This window comes from uncultured Bifidobacterium sp., from assembly GCF_945269915.1.
In the GTDB taxonomy this organism is placed as follows: domain Bacteria; phylum Actinomycetota; class Actinomycetes; order Actinomycetales; family Bifidobacteriaceae; genus Bombiscardovia; species Bombiscardovia indica.
This window is the reverse complement of sequence record NZ_CALYOY010000035.1, coordinates 1-18756: the sequence shown is the minus strand read 5'-3', so window position 1 is coordinate 18756 and position 18756 is coordinate 1. Positions and strand designations below refer to the sequence as shown.

At 61.5% G+C, this 18756-nt stretch carries 12 protein-coding genes; 2 read left to right on the top strand and 10 right to left on the bottom strand.

The genetic code is table 11. From position 1 onward, the window contains the following. The first annotated feature begins 2027 nt into the window (after positions 1–2027). A complete protein-coding gene (locus tag Q0K62_RS06860) occupies positions 2028–2792 on the top strand; it encodes a Sir2 family NAD-dependent protein deacetylase (protein WP_297317232.1) in 765 nt (254 codons plus the stop codon). Positions 2793–2940: 148 nt separating this feature from the next. On the opposite strand, the gene ilvA is transcribed toward Q0K62_RS06860, so the two are convergent. From ilvA to Q0K62_RS06830, 6 genes are all read right to left on the bottom strand, one after another. Next, positions 2941–4206, bottom strand: a complete 1266-nt coding sequence (ilvA, locus tag Q0K62_RS06855) for a threonine ammonia-lyase (RefSeq protein ID WP_297317231.1) — start codon at positions 4204–4206, stop codon at positions 2941–2943. Between the two features lie 161 nt (positions 4207–4367). Further along, positions 4368–6842, bottom strand: a complete 2475-nt coding sequence (locus tag Q0K62_RS06850; RefSeq protein WP_297317230.1) for a bifunctional alpha,alpha-trehalose-phosphate synthase (UDP-forming)/trehalose-phosphatase — start codon at positions 6840–6842, stop codon at positions 4368–4370. Positions 6843–7023: 181 nt separating this feature from the next. Then, positions 7024–8934, bottom strand: coding sequence for an alpha-glucosidase (locus Q0K62_RS06845; protein WP_297317229.1), 1911 nt, complete (start codon positions 8932–8934; stop codon positions 7024–7026). 188 nt (positions 8935–9122) lie between these two features. Further along, on the bottom strand, positions 9123–9986 hold the full coding sequence (locus Q0K62_RS06840) for a carbohydrate ABC transporter permease (RefSeq protein WP_297317234.1): 864 nt from the start codon (positions 9984–9986) through the stop codon (positions 9123–9125). A gap of 34 nt (positions 9987–10020) precedes the next feature. Continuing rightward, positions 10021–10938, bottom strand: a complete 918-nt coding sequence (locus Q0K62_RS06835; RefSeq protein ID WP_297317228.1) for a sugar ABC transporter permease — start codon at positions 10936–10938, stop codon at positions 10021–10023. Next, on the bottom strand, positions 10935–12191 hold the full coding sequence (locus Q0K62_RS06830; protein WP_297317233.1) for an extracellular solute-binding protein: 1257 nt from the start codon (positions 12189–12191) through the stop codon (positions 10935–10937). The genes Q0K62_RS06835 and Q0K62_RS06830 overlap by 4 nt, the downstream gene beginning before the upstream one ends. A 235-nt stretch (positions 12192–12426) precedes the next feature. Between Q0K62_RS06830 and Q0K62_RS06825 the strand changes: the two genes are divergently transcribed. Next, positions 12427–13704 carry an ROK family transcriptional regulator gene (locus Q0K62_RS06825; RefSeq protein WP_297317227.1) on the top strand — a complete coding sequence of 426 codons (1278 nt, stop codon included), beginning with the start codon at positions 12427–12429 and terminating at the stop codon, positions 13702–13704. 174 nt (positions 13705–13878) lie between these two features. Here Q0K62_RS06825 and Q0K62_RS06820 read toward each other — a convergent pair whose 3' ends face one another. From Q0K62_RS06820 to Q0K62_RS06805, 4 genes are all read right to left on the bottom strand, one after another. Continuing rightward, positions 13879–16176: an alpha-galactosidase gene (locus tag Q0K62_RS06820; RefSeq protein WP_297317226.1), complete on the bottom strand. Its 2298-nt coding sequence runs from the start codon at positions 16174–16176 to the stop codon at positions 13879–13881. Between the two features lie 213 nt (positions 16177–16389). After that, positions 16390–17367: a ketopantoate reductase family protein gene (locus Q0K62_RS06815; RefSeq protein WP_297317225.1), complete on the bottom strand. Its 978-nt coding sequence runs from the start codon at positions 17365–17367 to the stop codon at positions 16390–16392. Positions 17368–17665: 298 nt separating this feature from the next. Continuing rightward, positions 17666–18199 carry a nucleoside deaminase gene (locus Q0K62_RS06810; RefSeq protein ID WP_297317224.1) on the bottom strand — a complete coding sequence of 178 codons (534 nt, stop codon included), beginning with the start codon at positions 18197–18199 and terminating at the stop codon, positions 17666–17668. 180 nt (positions 18200–18379) lie between these two features. Further along, the coding region (locus Q0K62_RS06805) for an FctA domain-containing protein (protein WP_297317223.1) at positions 18380–18756 on the bottom strand (377 nt) is incomplete at its 5' end.

The window sequence follows — 18756 nt, the reverse complement described above, 5'->3', positions numbered from 1 at the left end:
GCTATAAAGTAGCACAAACACGCTCTTGAGTTCTCAAACCACCACCACACCAACAAGCGAATCAACTCATCCTGAGAAGAGGAAACGCCGTGTTGAGCAGCAAGAGATAAATCTACCACGACCTGGCAATTGCGCAAATCGATGTCGCAGGATTGACATCAGAATCAAGTGATTCCAACATTGTGGTCGGCGTGTCGCTTTTTCTCTCATCTCGCTCACGCGTGATCGATGAGTTCTGACACCTTCGATACCGATGCAAACGGTCGGCTTGAGCAGGGCCACCCATCAGGAAGCTCGGATTCCAAGTGCTCCTGACCATGAGACGTTCTGTATCCCGTCCGACTCGCAACCGCATCGAGGATGTACATCCTCGAACAGGTCTGGATGCGAAGCCGGAAAGAGCAACCGGACAGGGACGAGGTGCGAACAATGACGACACGGACCAAGGATAACCTGGCCAGGCGCATCGACCGGTTGCGCGGGCGGATAAGGCGCGCAGGAAACGGAGCAGGTAGCCGGACGACCGGCACATTATCAGGGCCGCTAAGGCGGTCAAGAGAAGCCGGAATCGGGGCGGAGAGGGATGATGGCGGAGCTCAAGAAAATGGCCGGCCAGGCCCCTCGGAAAGTGGAGGAGGAACAGTCCCGCCGGGAACCTCGCTCTTCATCGAATCCGGAGCCCCCATACCTCGAGGCTCAGGTACATGCAAAGCCGCCCCAGAGGCGACAGGGTTCTGAGGCAGCAAAAATGAACGGTCCGGCGCACTGATGAACCTGTGCGATCCGGGCCGTTGTCATTCTGTGTTTCAGCAATCTGAAGTGATATCAGGATGCATGACGCATGCATAATGATGCGCCATATTGTTGTCCTCTTGTGCGAGCTTATGATGGGGTGCAGTGGTGCAGCCGCCATTAGCGCCGCCATTGCCACCTGCAGGAGGTGTGTAGCCGGGTGGGGATCCGCAACCGGAGGTCCGCGGTTCCCGCCGCCCGAATACCTGCCGCCGGTGCAGCCGCCTGTTGGCGCCTGGGCGGCGGCAGGGACGCGGCTTCGGATCCTTGGCGTTCTTGGAGCCGTTGACGGCCTTGATGTTGTTGGTCCGGTCGGCACTGGTGATGATCTGGTCCAGGTGGGCCTCGACGGTCCTGCACTCGTCGGCGGTCAGTGCGGCCGAGGCGGTCTTGATGTTCCCGTCGGCCCCGGACGTGTCCCGGGCGGTCCGGTCGGCCTCGGCCCGGCTTCTTCCAGGTCGCCCCTGGAAGCCTCGGCGGGGCAGGACGGCAGGGTGACCGGCTTTACGTCCCTGGTCGGCTTCGTCGCCGCGTTGATGACCCTGACGTCGCAGACGTCGCCCTGGGGACCGACTTGGCCTGGCGCTCCGCCTCCCCCGGGTGCTTCCTGCAGGAGGCGATGGATGACTGTCCGCCTTGTCGACTGTTGGCAGTCCTCCAAGGCGGAGGCATGGGCCCGCCATGTACACACCCATCCGCCTCCCAGACAGCCGGCCACGATGATGATGATTGCTCTACGGGTGAAGCGGCCCGCGCTTCTCACTGTTTTCCGGTGCTCCTGTCGGACCCGTCATGACTCTCACAACGGCCCGGAGCCTGACCGGTTTGGGCAATGTACGACCCCGGGCAGAAGTGCGGTCGCAGCCTTCCTGGGTTTCGTCAAAAACAAGTGGCCAGAACAGTGTCGGAAACGGAAAACCCGACTTCTGCATGGTGGATTATCATGGCTCAGGGTATTGAACCTGAGGGCCAAAGCAGTAGAGAGCTCAGACATAACCGCGTACCGTATGGCAGGTCCAACGGTATCGACTCAGCCCATTCTTCGGACAACGGTTCCGGATATGCACGATATTTGACCCTGCTTACCGAGGCCAATTCGCACCCTGGGGACGGACAGGGCCCAGGCCTGAGCCTGCACAGGACGACCACCCAGGGTAAGCCCCTCAGGTATGGATCGTCGAGGATGCCCAGGCACACAGTGGGACGCGTACACATCCGCATGGTAAGACAGGGGTATGAGCAAGAAGATCGCAGTACTGACCGGCGCGGGTATTTCAACCTCGGCAGGGATTCCGGACTTCCGTGGACCTGACGGTGTCTGGACCAAGCATCCCGATCAGACCAGCGTGTACGACCTGGACCTCTTCATGAGCGACAAGCAGGCCCGGGAGTACTCCTGGCATTGGCAGAAGGAGTCGCCGGTCTGGAGGGCCCAGCCCGGAGTGGCCCACAAGGCGCTGGCCAGGCTGGAGAAAGCCGGGCTGCTGGTCCTCCTGGCCACCCAGAATTTTGATGCCCTCCATGAAAAGGCTGGCAACTCCGACCAGGTGATCGTGAACCTTCACGGGACCATCGGCACCTCGCACTGTATGAAGTGCGGCCAGGAATACCAGACGGCCGACATTATGGACAGGTTGGACGAGGAGCCGGATCCGCACTGCCACAAACGTATGCCTTACCAGGGGAACATGCCCTGCGACGGCATCATCAAAACTGATGTTGTCTATTTCGGCCAGGCCCTGCCCGAGGGGGCCATGGAAAAAAGCATGCGACTGGTCACTGGCGCCGACGAATTCTGGGTGATCGGCTCAACCCTGGAGGTCTTCCCTGCTGCCTCCTTGGTGCCGGTGGCGTCGCAGGCGGGCGTGCCCATCACCATCATGAATCTGGGGCGGACCCAGTATGATTCCCTGGCCACCCGACTGATTCATGAGCCGATAGAGACGGCCCTGCCGCAGTTGGTGGACGAGACCATCTCAGCGAATCAGGAGGCCGCATAGGGCACCATTGCTTCTTTCTCCAAGGGAACCATAGGCAGGTGCATACAGTGCCGCAAGAAATCCGAACATCCGATTCGCGGAGGAACGATAACAGGCACACAAAGGTTCACAGGCATGGGAACCCCTTCCCCGTGAACCTGAAAGGGCCTCAGTAATTCTGGTGGACCTGGAATCCCTGGCTACGCAGGGTGTCCAGGATCTGGGTGATGTGGTCGGGGCCGTTGGTTTCGACGGTCACCTCCAGGAGGACGCCGTTCTCGTAGTGGCCGGAGGACTTGAACTGGTCATGGTTGAGCTCGATCACGTTGGCACGCAGGTTGGCCAGAACCGTGGCGACCTGGACCAGCTGGCCGGGCGTATCGGGAAGCTCGACACCGAACTGCATGATACGGCCACGGGAGATCATCCCCCGTTGGATAACGGCACCTATGGTGACCGTGTCAATGTTGCCGCCCGAGATGATGGGGACCACCACATGGGGTCCGGCGGCGGAACGGAAGACATCCGACTGGAGTTCCAACTGGCCCAGGGCAGCCAAGGAAACGGCCCCTGCGGCCTCGACCACCAGCTTGTGCTTTTCCAGCATGAAGAGGATCATCTCGGATATGTCGCTCTCGGTGACCTGGACCAGGTCATCCATGTACCGACTCAGAAGGGCATAATCCAGGTCGCCGGGCCGTTTGACGGCAACGCCCTCGGCTGCCGTGCTGACCTGGTCGGCCGCCACCACCCTGCCGGCGGTCAGGGACTCACGCCAGGCCGGTGACCCGACCGGCGTGGCTCCGATGACCCTGACATCAGGCCTGAAGGTCTTGACCGCGAGCGCGACCCCGGCACCCAGGCCGCCACCGCCAAGGGGGACCACGATGTCCGTCACGTCAGGAACATCATCCAGGATCTCCATGGCGATGGTGCCCTGCCCGCAAAGGACCTGGTAGTCGTCGAAGGGGTGAACGAAGGTCATCCCCCTCTCGTCGGCCAGCTTGCGGGCATAGTCGAAGCTCTCATCGAAAACGTTCCCCTCAAGGACCACCTCGGCGCCCAGGGACCTGGTGGCATCCACTTTGAGGGGCGGGGTGATCTGGGGCATGACGATGGTGGCGCGGGCCCCGCGGTGCCTGGAGGCGAAGGCCACACCCTGGGCGTGGTTGCCGGCCGAGGCGGTGATGATTCCCCGGTCCAGGTCCTCCTGAGGGAGGGAGGCGATCTTGTTGTAGGCACCGCGAACCTTGAAGGAACCGGTCAGCTGGAGGTTCTCGGGTTTGAGCATGACCCTGTACCCCACCCGGTCGCTGAGCTCCTGCGAATGTTCGATTCGGGTGCGCCTGGCCACACCTTCCAGTCGTTTGGCGGCCTCGTGCAGGTCGGCGGCATGATCCGCCTTCAGGTCAAGATCGACTTCGTTCGTATCCATGTTCCATCATTATTCCCGTGCCGTCCCCTCCTGACGAGCCGGTGTCAACATGCTGGACATGGTCGAACCTGGAGGACGGGGAGATACACGAAATCCTCGGCTGGCCACGTCGGCGACCTGGTCGACGCAGCCCACCGGGGATTCCTGGCGAGATGAGACGCTCAGCCCCTCTTCCGGGCAGAGGGTCGGGCGGCCGCATCGTCGACGATGGTATGGTCATCGGCAAAGCGGGCGGAGGTGGGTCCGCCATCGGCAGGGTCCCGGGCCACACCTGCGGCCAGGTCGGCCAGAAGGAGATTGACGGCCACCGGGTCCTCGACCCGCAGCCTCGCCTTGGTCTGACCGGGGCCGATCTTGAGGGTCCATCCCGACTCCGGCATGACGGCGAACATGGTCTCATCGGTGTCATCATCGCCCAGCGCCATCATGAAGTCATAGTCCCCGCTGGAAATCAGGGGGAGAACGGCCTGGCCCTTGCTGGTGGCGACCGGGGTCACCTCGACGACCTTGGAGTTCTCCATGATCATCAGCCCCAGCCCGACGACCACACGGCGCAACCGCTGCAGGAGATCCTCGCGCTCCTTGTCGGCCACCTTGGCATCGCTCATCCGGTAATGCCAGGCTACGGCATCCGACTTGCTCTCGACGAAAGAGCCCGGCACCCGTTCCGTCGACAGGTCCATGATGGGCCTGATGACCTTCTGCCAGGTGTCCGAATCCGGCAGACCCTTGGCACGCTCCCAGACCCCCTTGTCCTGTCCGGGGCAGTTCTTGCACCAGGCACCGTGCTCGGCGATCAGGCCCACCGGAAGCTGGCTGAACCAGTCCTCCATGATCTGATGGCTCCTCCCGGAGACCAGGATCAGGTCGACGTTGGGGTCGGAACCGACCTGGGTCAGGAGCCTGCAAAGGGCCCTGGTGGGCTTGGCCCGCTCGGGCTTGCGCACCAGGGGGGTCAGGGTTCCGTCATAGTCGCACAGGATCAGGCGACGGCTGGCCTTGTCCCACTGCCTGACGATTTCGTTATGGTGGTCCATCCTGAACCTCTTGTCGGTCATACCTGGCGTGGAGACCTGCTTGAGGGTCTCCAGGAAGGAAGTGCACCAGTTGGCAGCTGTGCGAACCTTCAGCCTGGCCTGCATACGGATATTACGGCGGCGGGATTCCTCGGGGGAGATCTCCAGAGCGTTGTGGAGGGCCTCACAGACCATATCGATGTCGTAGGGGTTGACGACGAAGGCATCGGTCAGCTCGTCCGCGGCTCCGCACATGTCCGACAGGACCAGGGCGCCGTCACGACCGTCATGGCAGGCCAGGTACTCCTTGGCCACCAGGTTCATCCCGTCCCTCAGGGGGGTGACCAGGGCCACGTCACCTGCGGTGTAGATGCCGCAGACCGGCTTGATCGAGAGGGAGCGGGTGATGTAGTGGATGGGGGTCCAGGCCAGAAGGGAGTACTTTCCGTTGATTTCGCCCACCAGCTGATCCACCTGGTCCTTGAGGCGCTGGTAGGACTTGACGTTCTCACGCGAAGGGGTGGCCAGGAGGTAGTAGGTCACGTGGCCTATCCACTCGGGATACTTGTCGAGCATGCAGCCAAAGGCCTGGAGGCGTTCGGGCAACCCCTTGGTGTAGTCCAGCCTGTCCACGGAGACGATGACCTTGTTGGACCTGCTCTCGATGGAAGAGGCCGCCTGCTTGGCCAGGGTGGTCTCGGGGATGTCCTCGTTGATGTAGTGGCTCCACCAGTTGCTGTCGGAGATGCCTGCCTCCGTGGCCGCCACCCCTTCGGCGGTGACCGAGGTCCGATACCGGTGACGTGGCGACTTGCCGCAGGCCTCATCGATTCCCCGGCGCATGGCCCTGGCCAGGCTGGACCGGGCCGTCCTGCTGTAGAGGTTGTAGTCGATACCGATCGGGAAGGCGTCGATGGCGGCTCGGTGCCCATCGGGCATCTCGACCACCCCGTCCATATTGACCGGAAGCTCCGGCAGAAGGCGGTGGAGGGAGGCCAGGAAGCTGGCCGAGAAGTCCACGGTGTGGAAGCCGATCAGGTTGGCCCCCAGGACCCCCTCCAGGATCTCACGGCTCCAGGGCAGGGAGCGGAAAATCTCGGCACTGGGGAAGGGGACGTGGAGGAACCAGCCGATCGAGGCGTCGGGGTAACGCTCACGAAGCATCTTGGGCAGGAGCATCAGGTGGTAGTCCTGGACCCAGATCGTGTCGCCCTTGCGCATCAGTGGCTCCACCACCTGGGCGAAGCGCATGTTGACCTTGCGATACATGTCCCAGTCCTGCTGCCTGAAGACGGCCTCATGGGAGAAATCATGGAAGAGGGGCCAGAGAGTGTTGTTGGAGAAGCCCGCATAGTACCCCTTGAGCTCCTCCTTGCTCAGAAAGATGGGAATACACCTGCTTTCGCTGTAGGCCTTGCGTATGTCCTGCAGCTCATGGTCCGAGTACTGCCCGGGGTCAATCCCGCTCCAGCCGATCCAGAGACAGTCCTTGTGGGAGCGGTGGTAGGGGCCGATGGCGGTGGCCAGGCCACCCACATTCTGCCGCAGTGTGTAGGAGCCGTCCTCAGCGGCCTCCAAGGACATGGGAAGACGGTTGGAAACGATAATCAAACGAGACATATACAGCCCCACCCTCCTATACGGGCCTGCCGGACCAATGCCGGCCTGCTGGTCGTGCCTCTTTTGTCCGGCCCAGCCATCAGGGGCCGACTGGCGAAAGGACACGACATATATTTCCACTGTAGCCGCAAGGGCGGGTGGCCGCCACAGGATGGTCCATTCAGGGTTGGGCAGCCAGGCCTTAGAGGAGGTAGACGAAGCCTTCCCAGGGAGCCAGTCGGCCGGTCAGGAGGGAACCGACGGTCTGCTCGGGCTGGTAGGTGGAGATCAGGATCCGATCCACGTCGACGGCCCCAAGGGATATGGAGGTCGAAGCGGACTGGTCCACACCCAGGAGAGTGGCGGTCTGCGGAGGCAGAGCCGCCGGTTGGCTGCTCAGGTTGACCACGACCAGAAGGCGTTTGCAGGGCATGGCATCCAGAGCACTCCTGGCCTCGGGGCCGGATTTGGACTCCGGCGCCTGGTCCAGGGCCCGGGTGAAGGAATAGATCTGTTCAGCTTGCGGATCCAGGAGGGAGAAGTCTCCGGCGGCGACCACCGGGTTGGTGTGGCGCAGGTGGATCAGTTCCCGGTAGAAGGCCAGGACCGAGTCCCGGTCCCGCAGCTCGACCTTGGCATTGATCCTGTCATGGTTGGGATTGACCGCCAGCCAGGGTTCCTCGGGGGCGTAGGAGGCGGTGAACCCGGCAAACTTGGTGGAATCCCACTGCATGGGGGTTCGGGCGTTGTCGCGGCTCATATAGGCCAGTGCCGCCATCATGGATTCCGGACTCTGCTCGTGGGCCTGGTCAACCCGCTGGTGGTAGAGGTTGATGGATTCGAGGTCCCGGTACTGGTCCAGCCTGGTGAAGCCGGCGTTGGTCATACCCAGTTCCTCGCCCTGGTAGATGTAGGGGGTGCCCCTATGCATGTGCAGAAGGAGACCGAGGGCCTTGGCGGATCGGACCCGTAGCTCCTCGGTTGAGGTGTCACCCCAGCGGGAGACGATGCGGGGTTGGTCATGGTTGTCGAAGTACAGGCTGGCCCAGCCCGCCTTGGCCACGGCCGCCTGTTGCCGGCCCATGGCCTCCTTAAGCCTGCCGACCTGGAATGGACGGATCTCCCACTTGCTCCCATCGGTATCGATACTGGTCTGGGTAAAGAGGAAGAGCATATCCAGTTCGCGGTTGGCCGGGTCGGTGATGACCCCGCTTCGCCGGGGTGAAAGATCCGGGGCCTCCCCCACGGTCAGGTATCCCTGACGGCCCTCGAAGACCTCGCGACGCATCTCCTTGAGGTACTCCTCCAGCCTGGGACCGTCCACACAGAAGGGCACGGGCGAGGAATACCCCTCCGGTCCGACCGGACCGTCCCGGAGGGTCGACCCCTCTTCCCCGGGTAGACGCCCCTGGTCATCGACCGTCTTGGAAATCATGACGATCACGTCCATGCGGAAACCGTCGATGCCCCGATTCATCCACCAGTTCATCATCCGGTAGACGGCCTGCCGGACCTGAGGGTTTTCCCAGTTCAGATCAGGCTGTTTCTTCGAGAACTGATGAAGATAGTATTCTCCGCGTCGGGAATCGTATTCCCAGGCGGAGCCACCGAAGTATGACCCCCACCGATTGGGTTCGGCACCAGGGGTTCCCGCCTCATGACCGGCCCGGGCGGGACGCCACCAGTACCAGTCGGCATGGGGATCGTCGGGATTGCGGGAGGCCTGGAACCATGCATGCTCGTCAGAGGTGTGGTTGACCACCAGGTCCATGACCACCTTGATCCCGCGCCGGTGAGCCTCCTCTACAAGTTCATCCATGTCGTCCATGGTGCCGAAGATCGGATCGATGTCCTGGTAGTCGGAGATGTCATACCCGTTGTCGTCCTGGGGTGACCGGTAGACCGGGCTGAGCCAGATCACATCCACACCCAGATCGGCCAGGTAATCCAGGCGTTGAGTGATGCCAGGCAGGTCGCCGTAACCGTCCCCGTTGGTGTCCTGAAAGGATCGCGGGTAGATCTGGTAGACCACGGCATTGGTCCACCAGGGGTTGGGGGTGGCTCCGTTGGTCCGTATCGAATCGGGCAGCTGGGCACGCTCTTCCTGGGTCATGGTCTTCCTTCCATACGCTGGATTCAAGGAACTTCTTTGTACGGTGGTTCCCACTATAAGGGAAGTTTCGGCTCGGCTTGGAATGATCAGACAGGTCGGTGTGCAAGCATCGGCACCGGACCGGCAGACCCGATAAGACCCCGACCGCTCCGAATGGATGGAGGGCCGGGGCATCAGTCGGGAATCGATTACTTCACGGCACCCCGCATGACGCCGCTGATCACCCACTTCTGCGCGAAGAGGTAGACGATCAGGATCGGGGCCAGTGCCATCAGATAGCTGGAGAAGGCCATCGGGTAATTGGTGGCGAACTGCGAGCTGAACACGTACTGGGCCAGGGGGATGGTCTGACTGGACTGGTCGGTCAGGACGATCAGGGGCAGGAGGAAATCGTTCCAGGCCCAGAGAGCCGTGGTGATGGCGATGGTGGCGTTGATCGGTCCCATCAGAGGGAAGATGATGGTCCAGAAGATCCGCCAGGTCCCGGCTCCGTCAAGTCTGGCCGCCTCCTCCAGGGCCGTCGGGATGGACCTGATGAATCCGGTGGCGATGAAAAGGTTGGTGCCCAGACCCAGCACCACGTACAGGAGGATCAGACCGATGACGTTGTCCATGTGCCAGCTGCCGAACTGCTTGGCGATGGGGAGCATGACCACCGGGAAGGGGACGAACATGGCCGCGATGAAGAAGTAGTAGAGGAAGCGGAAGAAGCGCTTGTCCATGTTCCTGGCCACCGCGTAGGCCACGAAGGTGTTGGTCAGCAGGGTGATGACCACCGCGCAGACCGTGACGATGCCCGAATTCAGAGCCGCCTTGGGGTAGTTGACCTTGTTCCAGGCATCAACGAAATTGTGCCACTGCCAGGATGTGGGCAGACTGAAGGTGCCGGCCTCGGCCGGGGTCTTCAGGGCCGTGACCACCGTGAAGTAGAGTGGCACCAGAATGGTCAGGGAAAGGACGGCCACGACGGCCGTCAGCCACCAATTGATGTTGTGCAGCCTGATCTCGAAAGCGCTCCTATGCGGGAGTGGCCCGGATGAGGATCGTGACATGTCCGGTGATCCGATCTGTTTTGTCTGGCTCATCTCAGACCTTCTCTCCTCTTCTGGAAATACCCAACTGGATGAATGCGATGACGGCCAGGACGATGAAGAACATGACGGCGTTGGCCGTCTGGTATGCATACTCGCCGCCGGTCAGACCCCCCTTGTAGATCAGATAGGTGACCGTTTCGGTCTTGGAATCCGGCCCGCCCGCCGTCAGGGCCACCACCTGGTCGAAGGTGTTGAAGGCGTTCTTCAGGGTCAGGACCAGATTGATCGTGAAGAAGGCGCCAATCAGGGGGAAGGTGATCTTCCAGAAGGACTGCCAGGCGTTCGCCCCGTCGATGGCGGCGGCCTCATAGACCTCGGTGTCAATGGTCTGCAGACCGGCCAGATAGATCAGTGTGGAATAGGCCACGGCCTGCCAGACCGAGAGGAAGACGATCGGTATCCATGCGTACCGCTCGCTGGTCAGGAGTGACTGAGAAAGCCAGCCGATGTGCAGAGCCTGGCCCAAAGCCGGCAGGGGCGTCATGAAGATGTACTTGAAAACATACCCGATCACCAGCACCGAAAGGGTGTACGGAATGAAGTAGATGGCCCTGAACCCCTTCTTGAAGGCGATTTTCCCGTTCAGGGCAACGGAGATGAAGAGCGCTATGAAGTTCACCAGGACGGTGATCACAACGGCAATCAGGAAGGTGAAGATGTATGCATGTCCCACACGCCCGTCCCGGAAGAGGGCCCAGTAGTTCTTAAAACCGATCCATGCGAACTTGCCATACCCCTGGGAGTTGGTGAAGGAGTATGCCACGCCCTGGATGAAGGGCACGTAGAGGAAGAGGGTGAAGATCAGGGCGGCGGGGACGGCCATCCAGTAGAAGGCCCTATCGACCTTCCGATCAGAGAAGCCCCCCTTGCCCGGCTTGGACTGTTTCATGTCTGAATTCTGGCCTTTCATTGGAAGTTCCTTGCCTGTACCTTGTCCCACTCGGCCTGCATGGAATCGATGAACCCATTGATGTCACCCTTGGTCACCATGGTCTGCAGGTATCCGCCGATGTTGATGGATGAGGGAATGTAGTGATCACAGAAATCCGCCAGCCTGTTCGCACGGAAGAAGGGCAGGACCCCGTTCAGCGCCGGATCTCCGGCCTCTACATTCCTGGTGGGCACGAAGGCGGTCTGCGCCTTGGCATAGGTGCGCAGCTGTTCAGGCTGCATCAGGTAACGGATCAGCCTCATGGCCTCCTTGGGATGGCTGGTGGTGGCACCCATGGTCAGCATCACATCGTCGCCTGCCGTGAGGATCTGATCGGAGGGGGAGTCGTTGGCCGGCATCTGCGCGAATCCCAGATCGGCGTTGGGATTGATCATCCTGATCTGGGGAATGGCATATGTACCCAAGGGCAGGACCGCCACCCTGCCGTTGGCCATGTTCTGGGTGCCCTGCTGATAGGTCACGCCCTTGTCACCGGTGGAATGACTGAAGAGCTCCACCTCCCTTTCGGCAGGGTCGGACCAGATGGCCCTGAAATCGGTCTTTCCGGTCAGCAGTTCCGCATACCTGTTTTCCGGGACCATGGTTCCTGCCAGGGATGCCAAGGGGGCCTGGGTGGTCCAGGAATCCGAGAGGGTGGCCTGGACGGGTTCGATGCCCTGGTCCTTGAACCTGTCGAGCATGGCCGTGAACTCCGACCAGGTGCGGGGCGGGTTCTCGGGGTCCACACCGGCCCGGCGCCAAAGGGCCTTGTTGTAGATATAGCCGCTGGCGTTGCCGGCGAAGGGGAGACCATAGAGGCGCTTGGCCTTGGGATCCTTGGTCTGAACCAGGTTCCTGGCTATGGAGACCATGCCGGGGTTGAGGTCCTTGACCAGAGGGTCATCGGTGAAGTCATGGAAGACACCTGAAGCTGCGAACATGCCGAAGCTGATGTCACCATTGAAGGTGACCACGTCGGGTACCCTGTTCTTGACCAGACGGGTGCGCAGGTCGGTCTGGGAGTCGGCCGAGTTGTTGATTTTGACCCTGATGTCAGGATTCTCCCTTTCGAACTGGGCAACCATGGCCTTGAACTGGTCGGCGGCCTCGAACTTGAACTGGAAGAAATCCAGCGTGACCACTCCGGTCCCGGTGGATCCGCAACCGGCCGTGGCCGCAACCGTCACGGCGGCCAGAACGGCGGCCAGGACGGCTTTCAACCAGGTCAGCATCCGCTTGGTGAGCGTGGGGGGATCCCAGGGGTCAACCCCGGATCGTCCGCCACCGTGTGCATAAGACATATACGGCTCCTTTACCATTCATATGGGCATCAGCGACCTCGGAAATCCTGCGGCCCAGCATAGGGACGGCGGCATTTAATTCCCACCTCCGGCGAGTTCCTTTCATTCGGAAAGTAATCAGGTCTACCATGAATGGAAAGCGGCAGGACAGGCGAAAAGAGGATCCATGAATACCTCGGTCGATCAATCGCTCAACCCGGATGGGACCGGGACGCACCGGCCCTTCCCCACATGGTTCAACGCCTCCACCTTTACGCACAGGATAGCAATCGACGTCTTGAAACACGGGCCCATCTCACGAGTGGCGCTGGCGCGACGCTTCAATCTGACACAGGGTGCGGTGTCGCGCATCACCAACGATCTGACGCACCGTGGGGTCATAGAGGCCAAGGGGCTTCTTCCGGCCACGAAGGTGGACCGGAGGGAAACCGGAGAGGAATCCGACGGCGTCACGCCGAGCAGACCTCGACCACGGGCGGGAAGACCACAGGAGGCCCTGGTCATCCGGCATGATGCCAGGACCTTCATCGGCATCAACCTGCATGGCGGCACGGCACTGGCCATTGCCGTCGACCTGGCCTGTCGACCGGTAGGGAAGCCGCATCGGGAGGAGATCCGTCACCGGGAGCCCGGCCCGGTGACGGCAGTCCTGACCAGGCTGGTGCGGAGTTGCATGGCCGAAATCGGGAAGGCGGGCCTACCGGAACCGTCAGGGCTTGGCATCTCCCTGGGAGGAAGGGCAGTGGGGAACCGGGTGATCACCTACGCACCCTTCCTGCAATGGAGCGAGCATGTGGATCTGGCCTCGTCAATGGAGGAGGCCTGCGGCCTGCCCTGCCTGGTCTTCAACGACCTTGATGCCCTGGCACTCTATGAGGGTTGGTTCGGTGCCGGAATCGGGCTGGACAGGTTCGTCCTGGTCACCATCGGTTCAGGAGTCGGATATTCCCTGACCGAGCATGGCATGCCCGTTTCCTCCCCGGACGAGGGATACGGACTGATCGGTCATCAACTGGTGGATCCTGACGGTCCCACCTGCTATCTGGGTCACCGGGGCTGCGCACAGTGCCTGACCACGGGTTCCCTGGTCGAACAGTACTCACGCAGGATAGGCCGAGCGGCAACCATCGACCAGTTCATCTGCGACCTGGACCAGGATATGCCTCAGGCCAACACCCTCCTCAATCTGACCGGGTTCCGCCTGGGGGTCCTGGTCGCCGCGGTGGCGAATGTGGCCGTTCCGGAGAAGATCCTGATCGGCGGTGAGACTTCCTACCTGATGAAACGGTGTGGTGAATCCATCCGCAAGGGAATCGACTCCTATCGTCACAGCCAGATGGCCGAAGTCCGTCTTCAGATAATCGACGATGACTGGAACCAGTGGGCACAGGCACCGGCTGCCAGGGCCATTGCCGCCTACCTGATGGCCCCTGCCGGGGTCTGATGACTCCCCGTCCGGATATGTCCGGAAAACGTAGGCGGATGCCGGCGGAGCATGACGAATGACGCCGAGGCAAAGACACCACCGAAGCGAAAAGCGCCATTGAGGCCTTGAACCGGGCGCATCGAGCGGAAAGCGGGAACCGACGAGCCGAAAACAGCCGGTCCGAGAAAACGGTCAGACGCGCTCCACTCGGAAAACCACGGCCTCGGCGGGATGAATCATCGGAGGCCGCAGACCCTGGTCCAGAAGGACGGCACCGGGCAGCACGGCACCCTCACCCTCCCACCAGGTCAGCGGACTCTGCCCATTACCGACAGCGGCCAGGGATTTGCATACCTCCAGAGGCCTGACCCTGTAGTTCGCCTCGGAAACCAGACCGGGCAGGGCCACGGTCTGGGCCGGATAGTTGACCGAACTGGTCAGCTGAGTGAAACGGTAGACGGCCCTGGAACCGTCGACCGCAACCACCCCGTCGAGCCTGACGGCCGGATCGAAGTCATCCCCATGCACCACGCGCCCGGTCCTGAAAAGATCGCGTAGTTCCTTATGGGCAGCAATCCAATGACCGAGTTCATCGATCTGCTCCTGAGGGACCTTCAGCAGGTCCCATTCAACACCCATGTGCCCAAAGAACGCCATGGCCGCACGCAGCTGAAGGGAGGTGGCCCTGCCTGTCGAGTGGGCCGGAGAATCACCCACATGCTCCCCCATCATCTCCGGGGGGACCAGGAGTGAGGTATAACGCTGAATATCAGCCCTCTCAACCGGGTCCACACAGTCAGAGACCCAGACCCGGTCGGCATATTCCAGGATCCCCAGGTCGATACGCCCCCCGCCAGAACTGCAGGACTCGATCTCCAGGTCCTTATGCCGCCTTTTCAGGTCGCGCATGATACGGTAAACGGCCTCGGTCTGCTCATGGACCGCCGGTCTGCCGGAGTAAGGTGAGCGCGCCTCGATGACGTAACGATTATGGTCCCATTTAATGTAGTCGATGCCCAGGAGGGAGACCAGGGAATCCATGGCACGGAAAACGTGGTCGTAGGCCTGCGGATTGGTCAGATCCATGACCTGTTGGCTGCGACCCTGTACAGGCAGACGTGAATCCAGCGGCTTCAGAACCCAGTCCGGATGGTCTTGGAAAACGCTCGAGTCGGGACTGATCATCTCCGGCTCGAACCAGAGGCCGAACTCCATTCCCAGCCGGTGGACCCGGGCGGCCAGGGCCTCGAGTCCACGCGGCCCCCGAGGCCATACCTGGGCATCGATGGACCAGTCCCCGAGGCCCGACTCATCCGAGCGCCTGCCGGTGAACCAGCCATCATCGACCACGAAACGCTCCACTCCGGCCCGGGCCGCCTTGTCCGCCAGGGCCGCAAGCTTTTCGTAGGAGTGGTCGAAGTAGACCGCCTCCCAGGTGTTGAGGGTGACCGGGCGGGGATGGGTTGCGAACCTCGGATGAAGGGAACGCAGGTGGGCATGGAAACGCTGGGCTACCTGGTTCAGCCCCTGGCCCCAGGAACCATAAAGCCAGGGCGAGGTGTACGCAGAGGGTTCCTGACCGGTACCCGACGTAGGAGGGATGGTCATTTCGCCGGCCATGAGAATCTCCCTGCCTCCAATCAGGACCGGGGCTGACGGGATACGTTCGGCGCTCATTTCGCCGTTGCCACTCCAACCCAGGTGGACGGCCCATACGCGCCCACCTTCGAAGCTGAAACCGGGTGTCCCCGCACAGAACAGGAGGGAAGAATCGAAATCGGGCCGACCAACCAGGGTGGCCCGTTCCACGCGGCCAATATTCAGAGGCTGTCTTTGCGGACTACGCTCACGCAAGTGGTGGCCAGTGGTGGTCAGGATTTCCCTGGCACGCGGCGGCAGAGGAAAGCACTGCTCCAGGCGATTGACGACCAGGGGCCGGCCGGTATCGAGATTGGTCAGGCCCAGCCGCTGACGGACCAGCCCTGATGCCAGAAGCTGGCAGCGCCAGATCAGCCCTACCCGCTGCTCGGTATCGACGGCCTTGACGGTCAGGGTGGAAGCCTGCAGATCGGCAGAATCCGAGTCACCATCGTCATCGGCCCCCTGCTTGACGAAGGGGCTGAGGACTTCCTGATCCAGATCGGTCGATTCAACCTGGAAGCGGCAGAAGATCTCCACCCCTTCACGGCTGATGCCAAGCCTGGGAACACCGGTCCAGGCTTCCGACTGCGTAGGCATGATGCTGGGCCAAGCGGTCCGATCGAGGCCGCCGGAGACCCGCTGAGGAGCCAGTGCATCCTGGGAGCCGAGAAGGGCGGACGGATCCGCCACAGGTCCGCCCCAGTGCACGATCCTCGGCAGCTCCGGACCTGGTAGGAGTATCCCCAGACCGGTACCGGCCCGCTCCATATATACCAGGGTCAGGGGCACCCCCTCTGCCGATTCCCCCTGATAGGACTCCTCCCTGGCCCTGTCCTGCTGAACGTCCATGACACCTCCGTCACAAGCCTGTGGTCCGACCGACCCTCATGGACTGATCGGGAGCACACTGACAATCAGGGACCATGCTATGGACTCACGGCTAACTTGTCTCCACTGGCGTGTTTTCCTGTTCAAGGAAAGTAATTCGCAAGAAAACCAGCGCGCCAACACCCACGACTTCGGATCCGCCACGGCTTTGCGGCAACGGGGACTTGACCGGCGCTACCTGGCAGCCTCCTTGTGGTGGACCTGGAAGGCCAATTCGGCCAGGTGGACGCCGTGCGTCAGGAACTCCTGGGTCCGGCAGACATAGTCGTTCTCGCGTCCGAGCCTGGCGATGTAACCGTTGATGTAGTCCACCTCGGTCCGGCGCCCGCGCGACATGTCCTGGTACATGGAAGGGTAATGGAGAGGGTTGCTCACACGGCTGACATAGTCCACCTCGTCCAGGGTGGCCTGCCGGGTCTGTATCAGCTGCTTGCCGGCACGCTCACAGGCGTCATAGGCCTCGTCAATCAGCTGCCTGGCCATGTCCATGGCACCAGGATAGGAGATGAACTGGCCCATGGTGATCTGGTACATGGTGCAGATCGTGTTGACCACGGAGTTGAAGATGATCTTGGCCAGACAGGTCCCCTCGAAGTTCTCGGTGAGCATGGGGTTCAGGTTGGCGGCCTTGAAGTCAGCAGCCATCCGCCGCTCCAAATCGGTGATCTTCTCGGTCATGGCGCAGACATGCATGGAGCCGGCACCGGGTTTGCCGATGAAGTCCACATCGCCGGGGCCATTCAGGACCGTACCGATCATGGCAGTTCCCCCGTAGATTCTCTCCTTGGGAAAGTACTTGAGGATCCTGTCGAAATGACCCCAGCCATTCATGGCCGAGAAGACGACCTGGTGATCCCGGAAAAGGTGGGCGCATCTATCCAGCACCTCCCCCAACTGCATCTGCTTCAGCATGATGATCCAGACATCGGGTTCACCCCGATAATCCTCGGGCGTGCTGATATCGATAGGAACCAGGTGTCGGTTGTCGTGATCCCTCGATACGTAGACACCCCCCTGATCATGAACCTTGTCGACGTTGGGCATCCATGTGTCGACAAAATCCACCTGCTGTCCAGCCTGTTCCTGGAGGAGCACGCCAAGCCTGTATCCCATGGCTCCGGCACCTATCACCGCATATTTCATCCTGTACACCAAACCTTTCCGGCTGGCCGCTGATTGTGTTGAATCCCAAAACCCGATCCGCGGTCATTACGGCACCTACTATCGGTGGACGTACAGGAAAGTATGCAGAGGTCCAACCACCTGATGCATATCGGGACCATATAGTGGACGAGGTCGGAACTCCTGGGTATGGAAACGCCGGTAGGGGGGGGGGGAATCAGTGACCGCCAACCTCCGGGATGACGGCCACAAGGACGAGGCTCCGTCCGCTCATCTTCACGGTGCCACCAACACCTGTCGCTGGACGGATGCGTAACAGGTCCTCAGGTCATCGTAGGGAGCGGAAGAAGGACTGCAGTTGTTCCGTACAGGCTCGCTCCTCAACGCCGCCGAAGACCTCTGGCCTCGCACCGACATGGGGATCCCGAAGGAGATCCCAGACCGAGCCGCAGGCACCCACCTTCTGATCCCAGGAGCCGAATACCACACGACCAATATGACAGGCGAGCACGGCACCGGCGCACATGGGACACGGCTCGAGCGTCACAACGAGAGTGCACCCTTGCAGATTCCATGATCGTTCCCCGCGCGAACCGAACCGCTCAGCCGCACAGGAGCGTCCACCCGTCCTCTCATGGTCGGCCGGACCGGACCACGACTCCGACAAGAGACTTACCCCTGCTGCGACGGATGCCGCCTGGCTCATCGCCTCCAGCTCTGCGTGGGCGAACGGATGTCCAAGCATCTGTCGCTGGTTGAATCCCTCTCCGACCACACGGTCATCGGGTCCGATCACCACCGCCCCGACGGGCACATCACCATGCTTCCCGGCTATCCGAGCCAACTCCAGTGCTCTATCCATAGGGGCATTCCAGCGGCTATTCACAGCTTCAGTCTGACAGTGCAGGACGACATGAGTCGTACTGGGACCCGGCCACAACAACTTCCTCAGGAGGGCGTGCTTCAATGCAGGACGGGTCCCCGAAGGGACCCGTGCAGGACATCACACCATTGGTGGAATCTCCGTTCGCAGAACCATCGCTCAGCGCCGACGGGACACGAGAGCCAAGGTTGTTCCCGTAAGAACCAGCATGGCGGCCACAGCCAGGAACGCCACGACGGCACCCGCACCGGTCGAGGAGAGATGCCCGCCCCGACCAGCGGGGGGCACTCCATGCTGATCCCCGGAATCCGACGAATGCGGCCCGGCGGTAAACCTATTGACGAACGTCGGAGGATTTGCGCCCATGCCGTCATAATCGACCTGGGGGGTCAACATACCGGTTGATGAATCAAGGGACACAGTCACGGTCACATCATGAACCCTACCGTCGTAGGAAATTCCCTCGGCCTTCGTATTGCGTTCGGCGATCTCGTACCGCCGCGTGCCCGCCGAACCGAACTCCAGCGACTTGAACG

What these genes read in the sequence shown, in the direction of transcription:
- Q0K62_RS06810 (WP_297317224.1), bottom strand. Translation starts at nt 18,199, where the DNA reads ATGGATAGAGCACTGGAGTTGGCTCGGATAGCCGGGAAGCATGGTGAT.
- Q0K62_RS06830 (WP_297317233.1), bottom strand. Translation starts at nt 12,191, where the DNA reads ATGCTGACCTGGTTGAAAGCCGTCCTGGCCGCCGTTCTGGCCGCCGTG.
- Q0K62_RS06845 (WP_297317229.1), bottom strand. Translation starts at nt 8,934, where the DNA reads ATGACCCAGGAAGAGCGTGCCCAGCTGCCCGATTCGATACGGACCAAC.
- Q0K62_RS06860 (WP_297317232.1), top strand. Translation starts at nt 2,028, where the DNA reads ATGAGCAAGAAGATCGCAGTACTGACCGGCGCGGGTATTTCAACCTCG.
- Q0K62_RS06820 (WP_297317226.1), bottom strand. Translation starts at nt 16,176, where the DNA reads ATGGACGTTCAGCAGGACAGGGCCAGGGAGGAGTCCTATCAGGGGGAA.
- Q0K62_RS06825 (WP_297317227.1), top strand. Translation starts at nt 12,427, where the DNA reads ATGAATACCTCGGTCGATCAATCGCTCAACCCGGATGGGACCGGGACG.
- Q0K62_RS06850 (WP_297317230.1), bottom strand. Translation starts at nt 6,842, where the DNA reads ATGTCTCGTTTGATTATCGTTTCCAACCGTCTTCCCATGTCCTTGGAG.
- ilvA (WP_297317231.1), bottom strand. Translation starts at nt 4,206, where the DNA reads ATGGATACGAACGAAGTCGATCTTGACCTGAAGGCGGATCATGCCGCC.
- Q0K62_RS06835 (WP_297317228.1), bottom strand. Translation starts at nt 10,938, where the DNA reads ATGAAAGGCCAGAATTCAGACATGAAACAGTCCAAGCCGGGCAAGGGG.
- Q0K62_RS06840 (WP_297317234.1), bottom strand. Translation starts at nt 9,986, where the DNA reads ATGTCACGATCCTCATCCGGGCCACTCCCGCATAGGAGCGCTTTCGAG.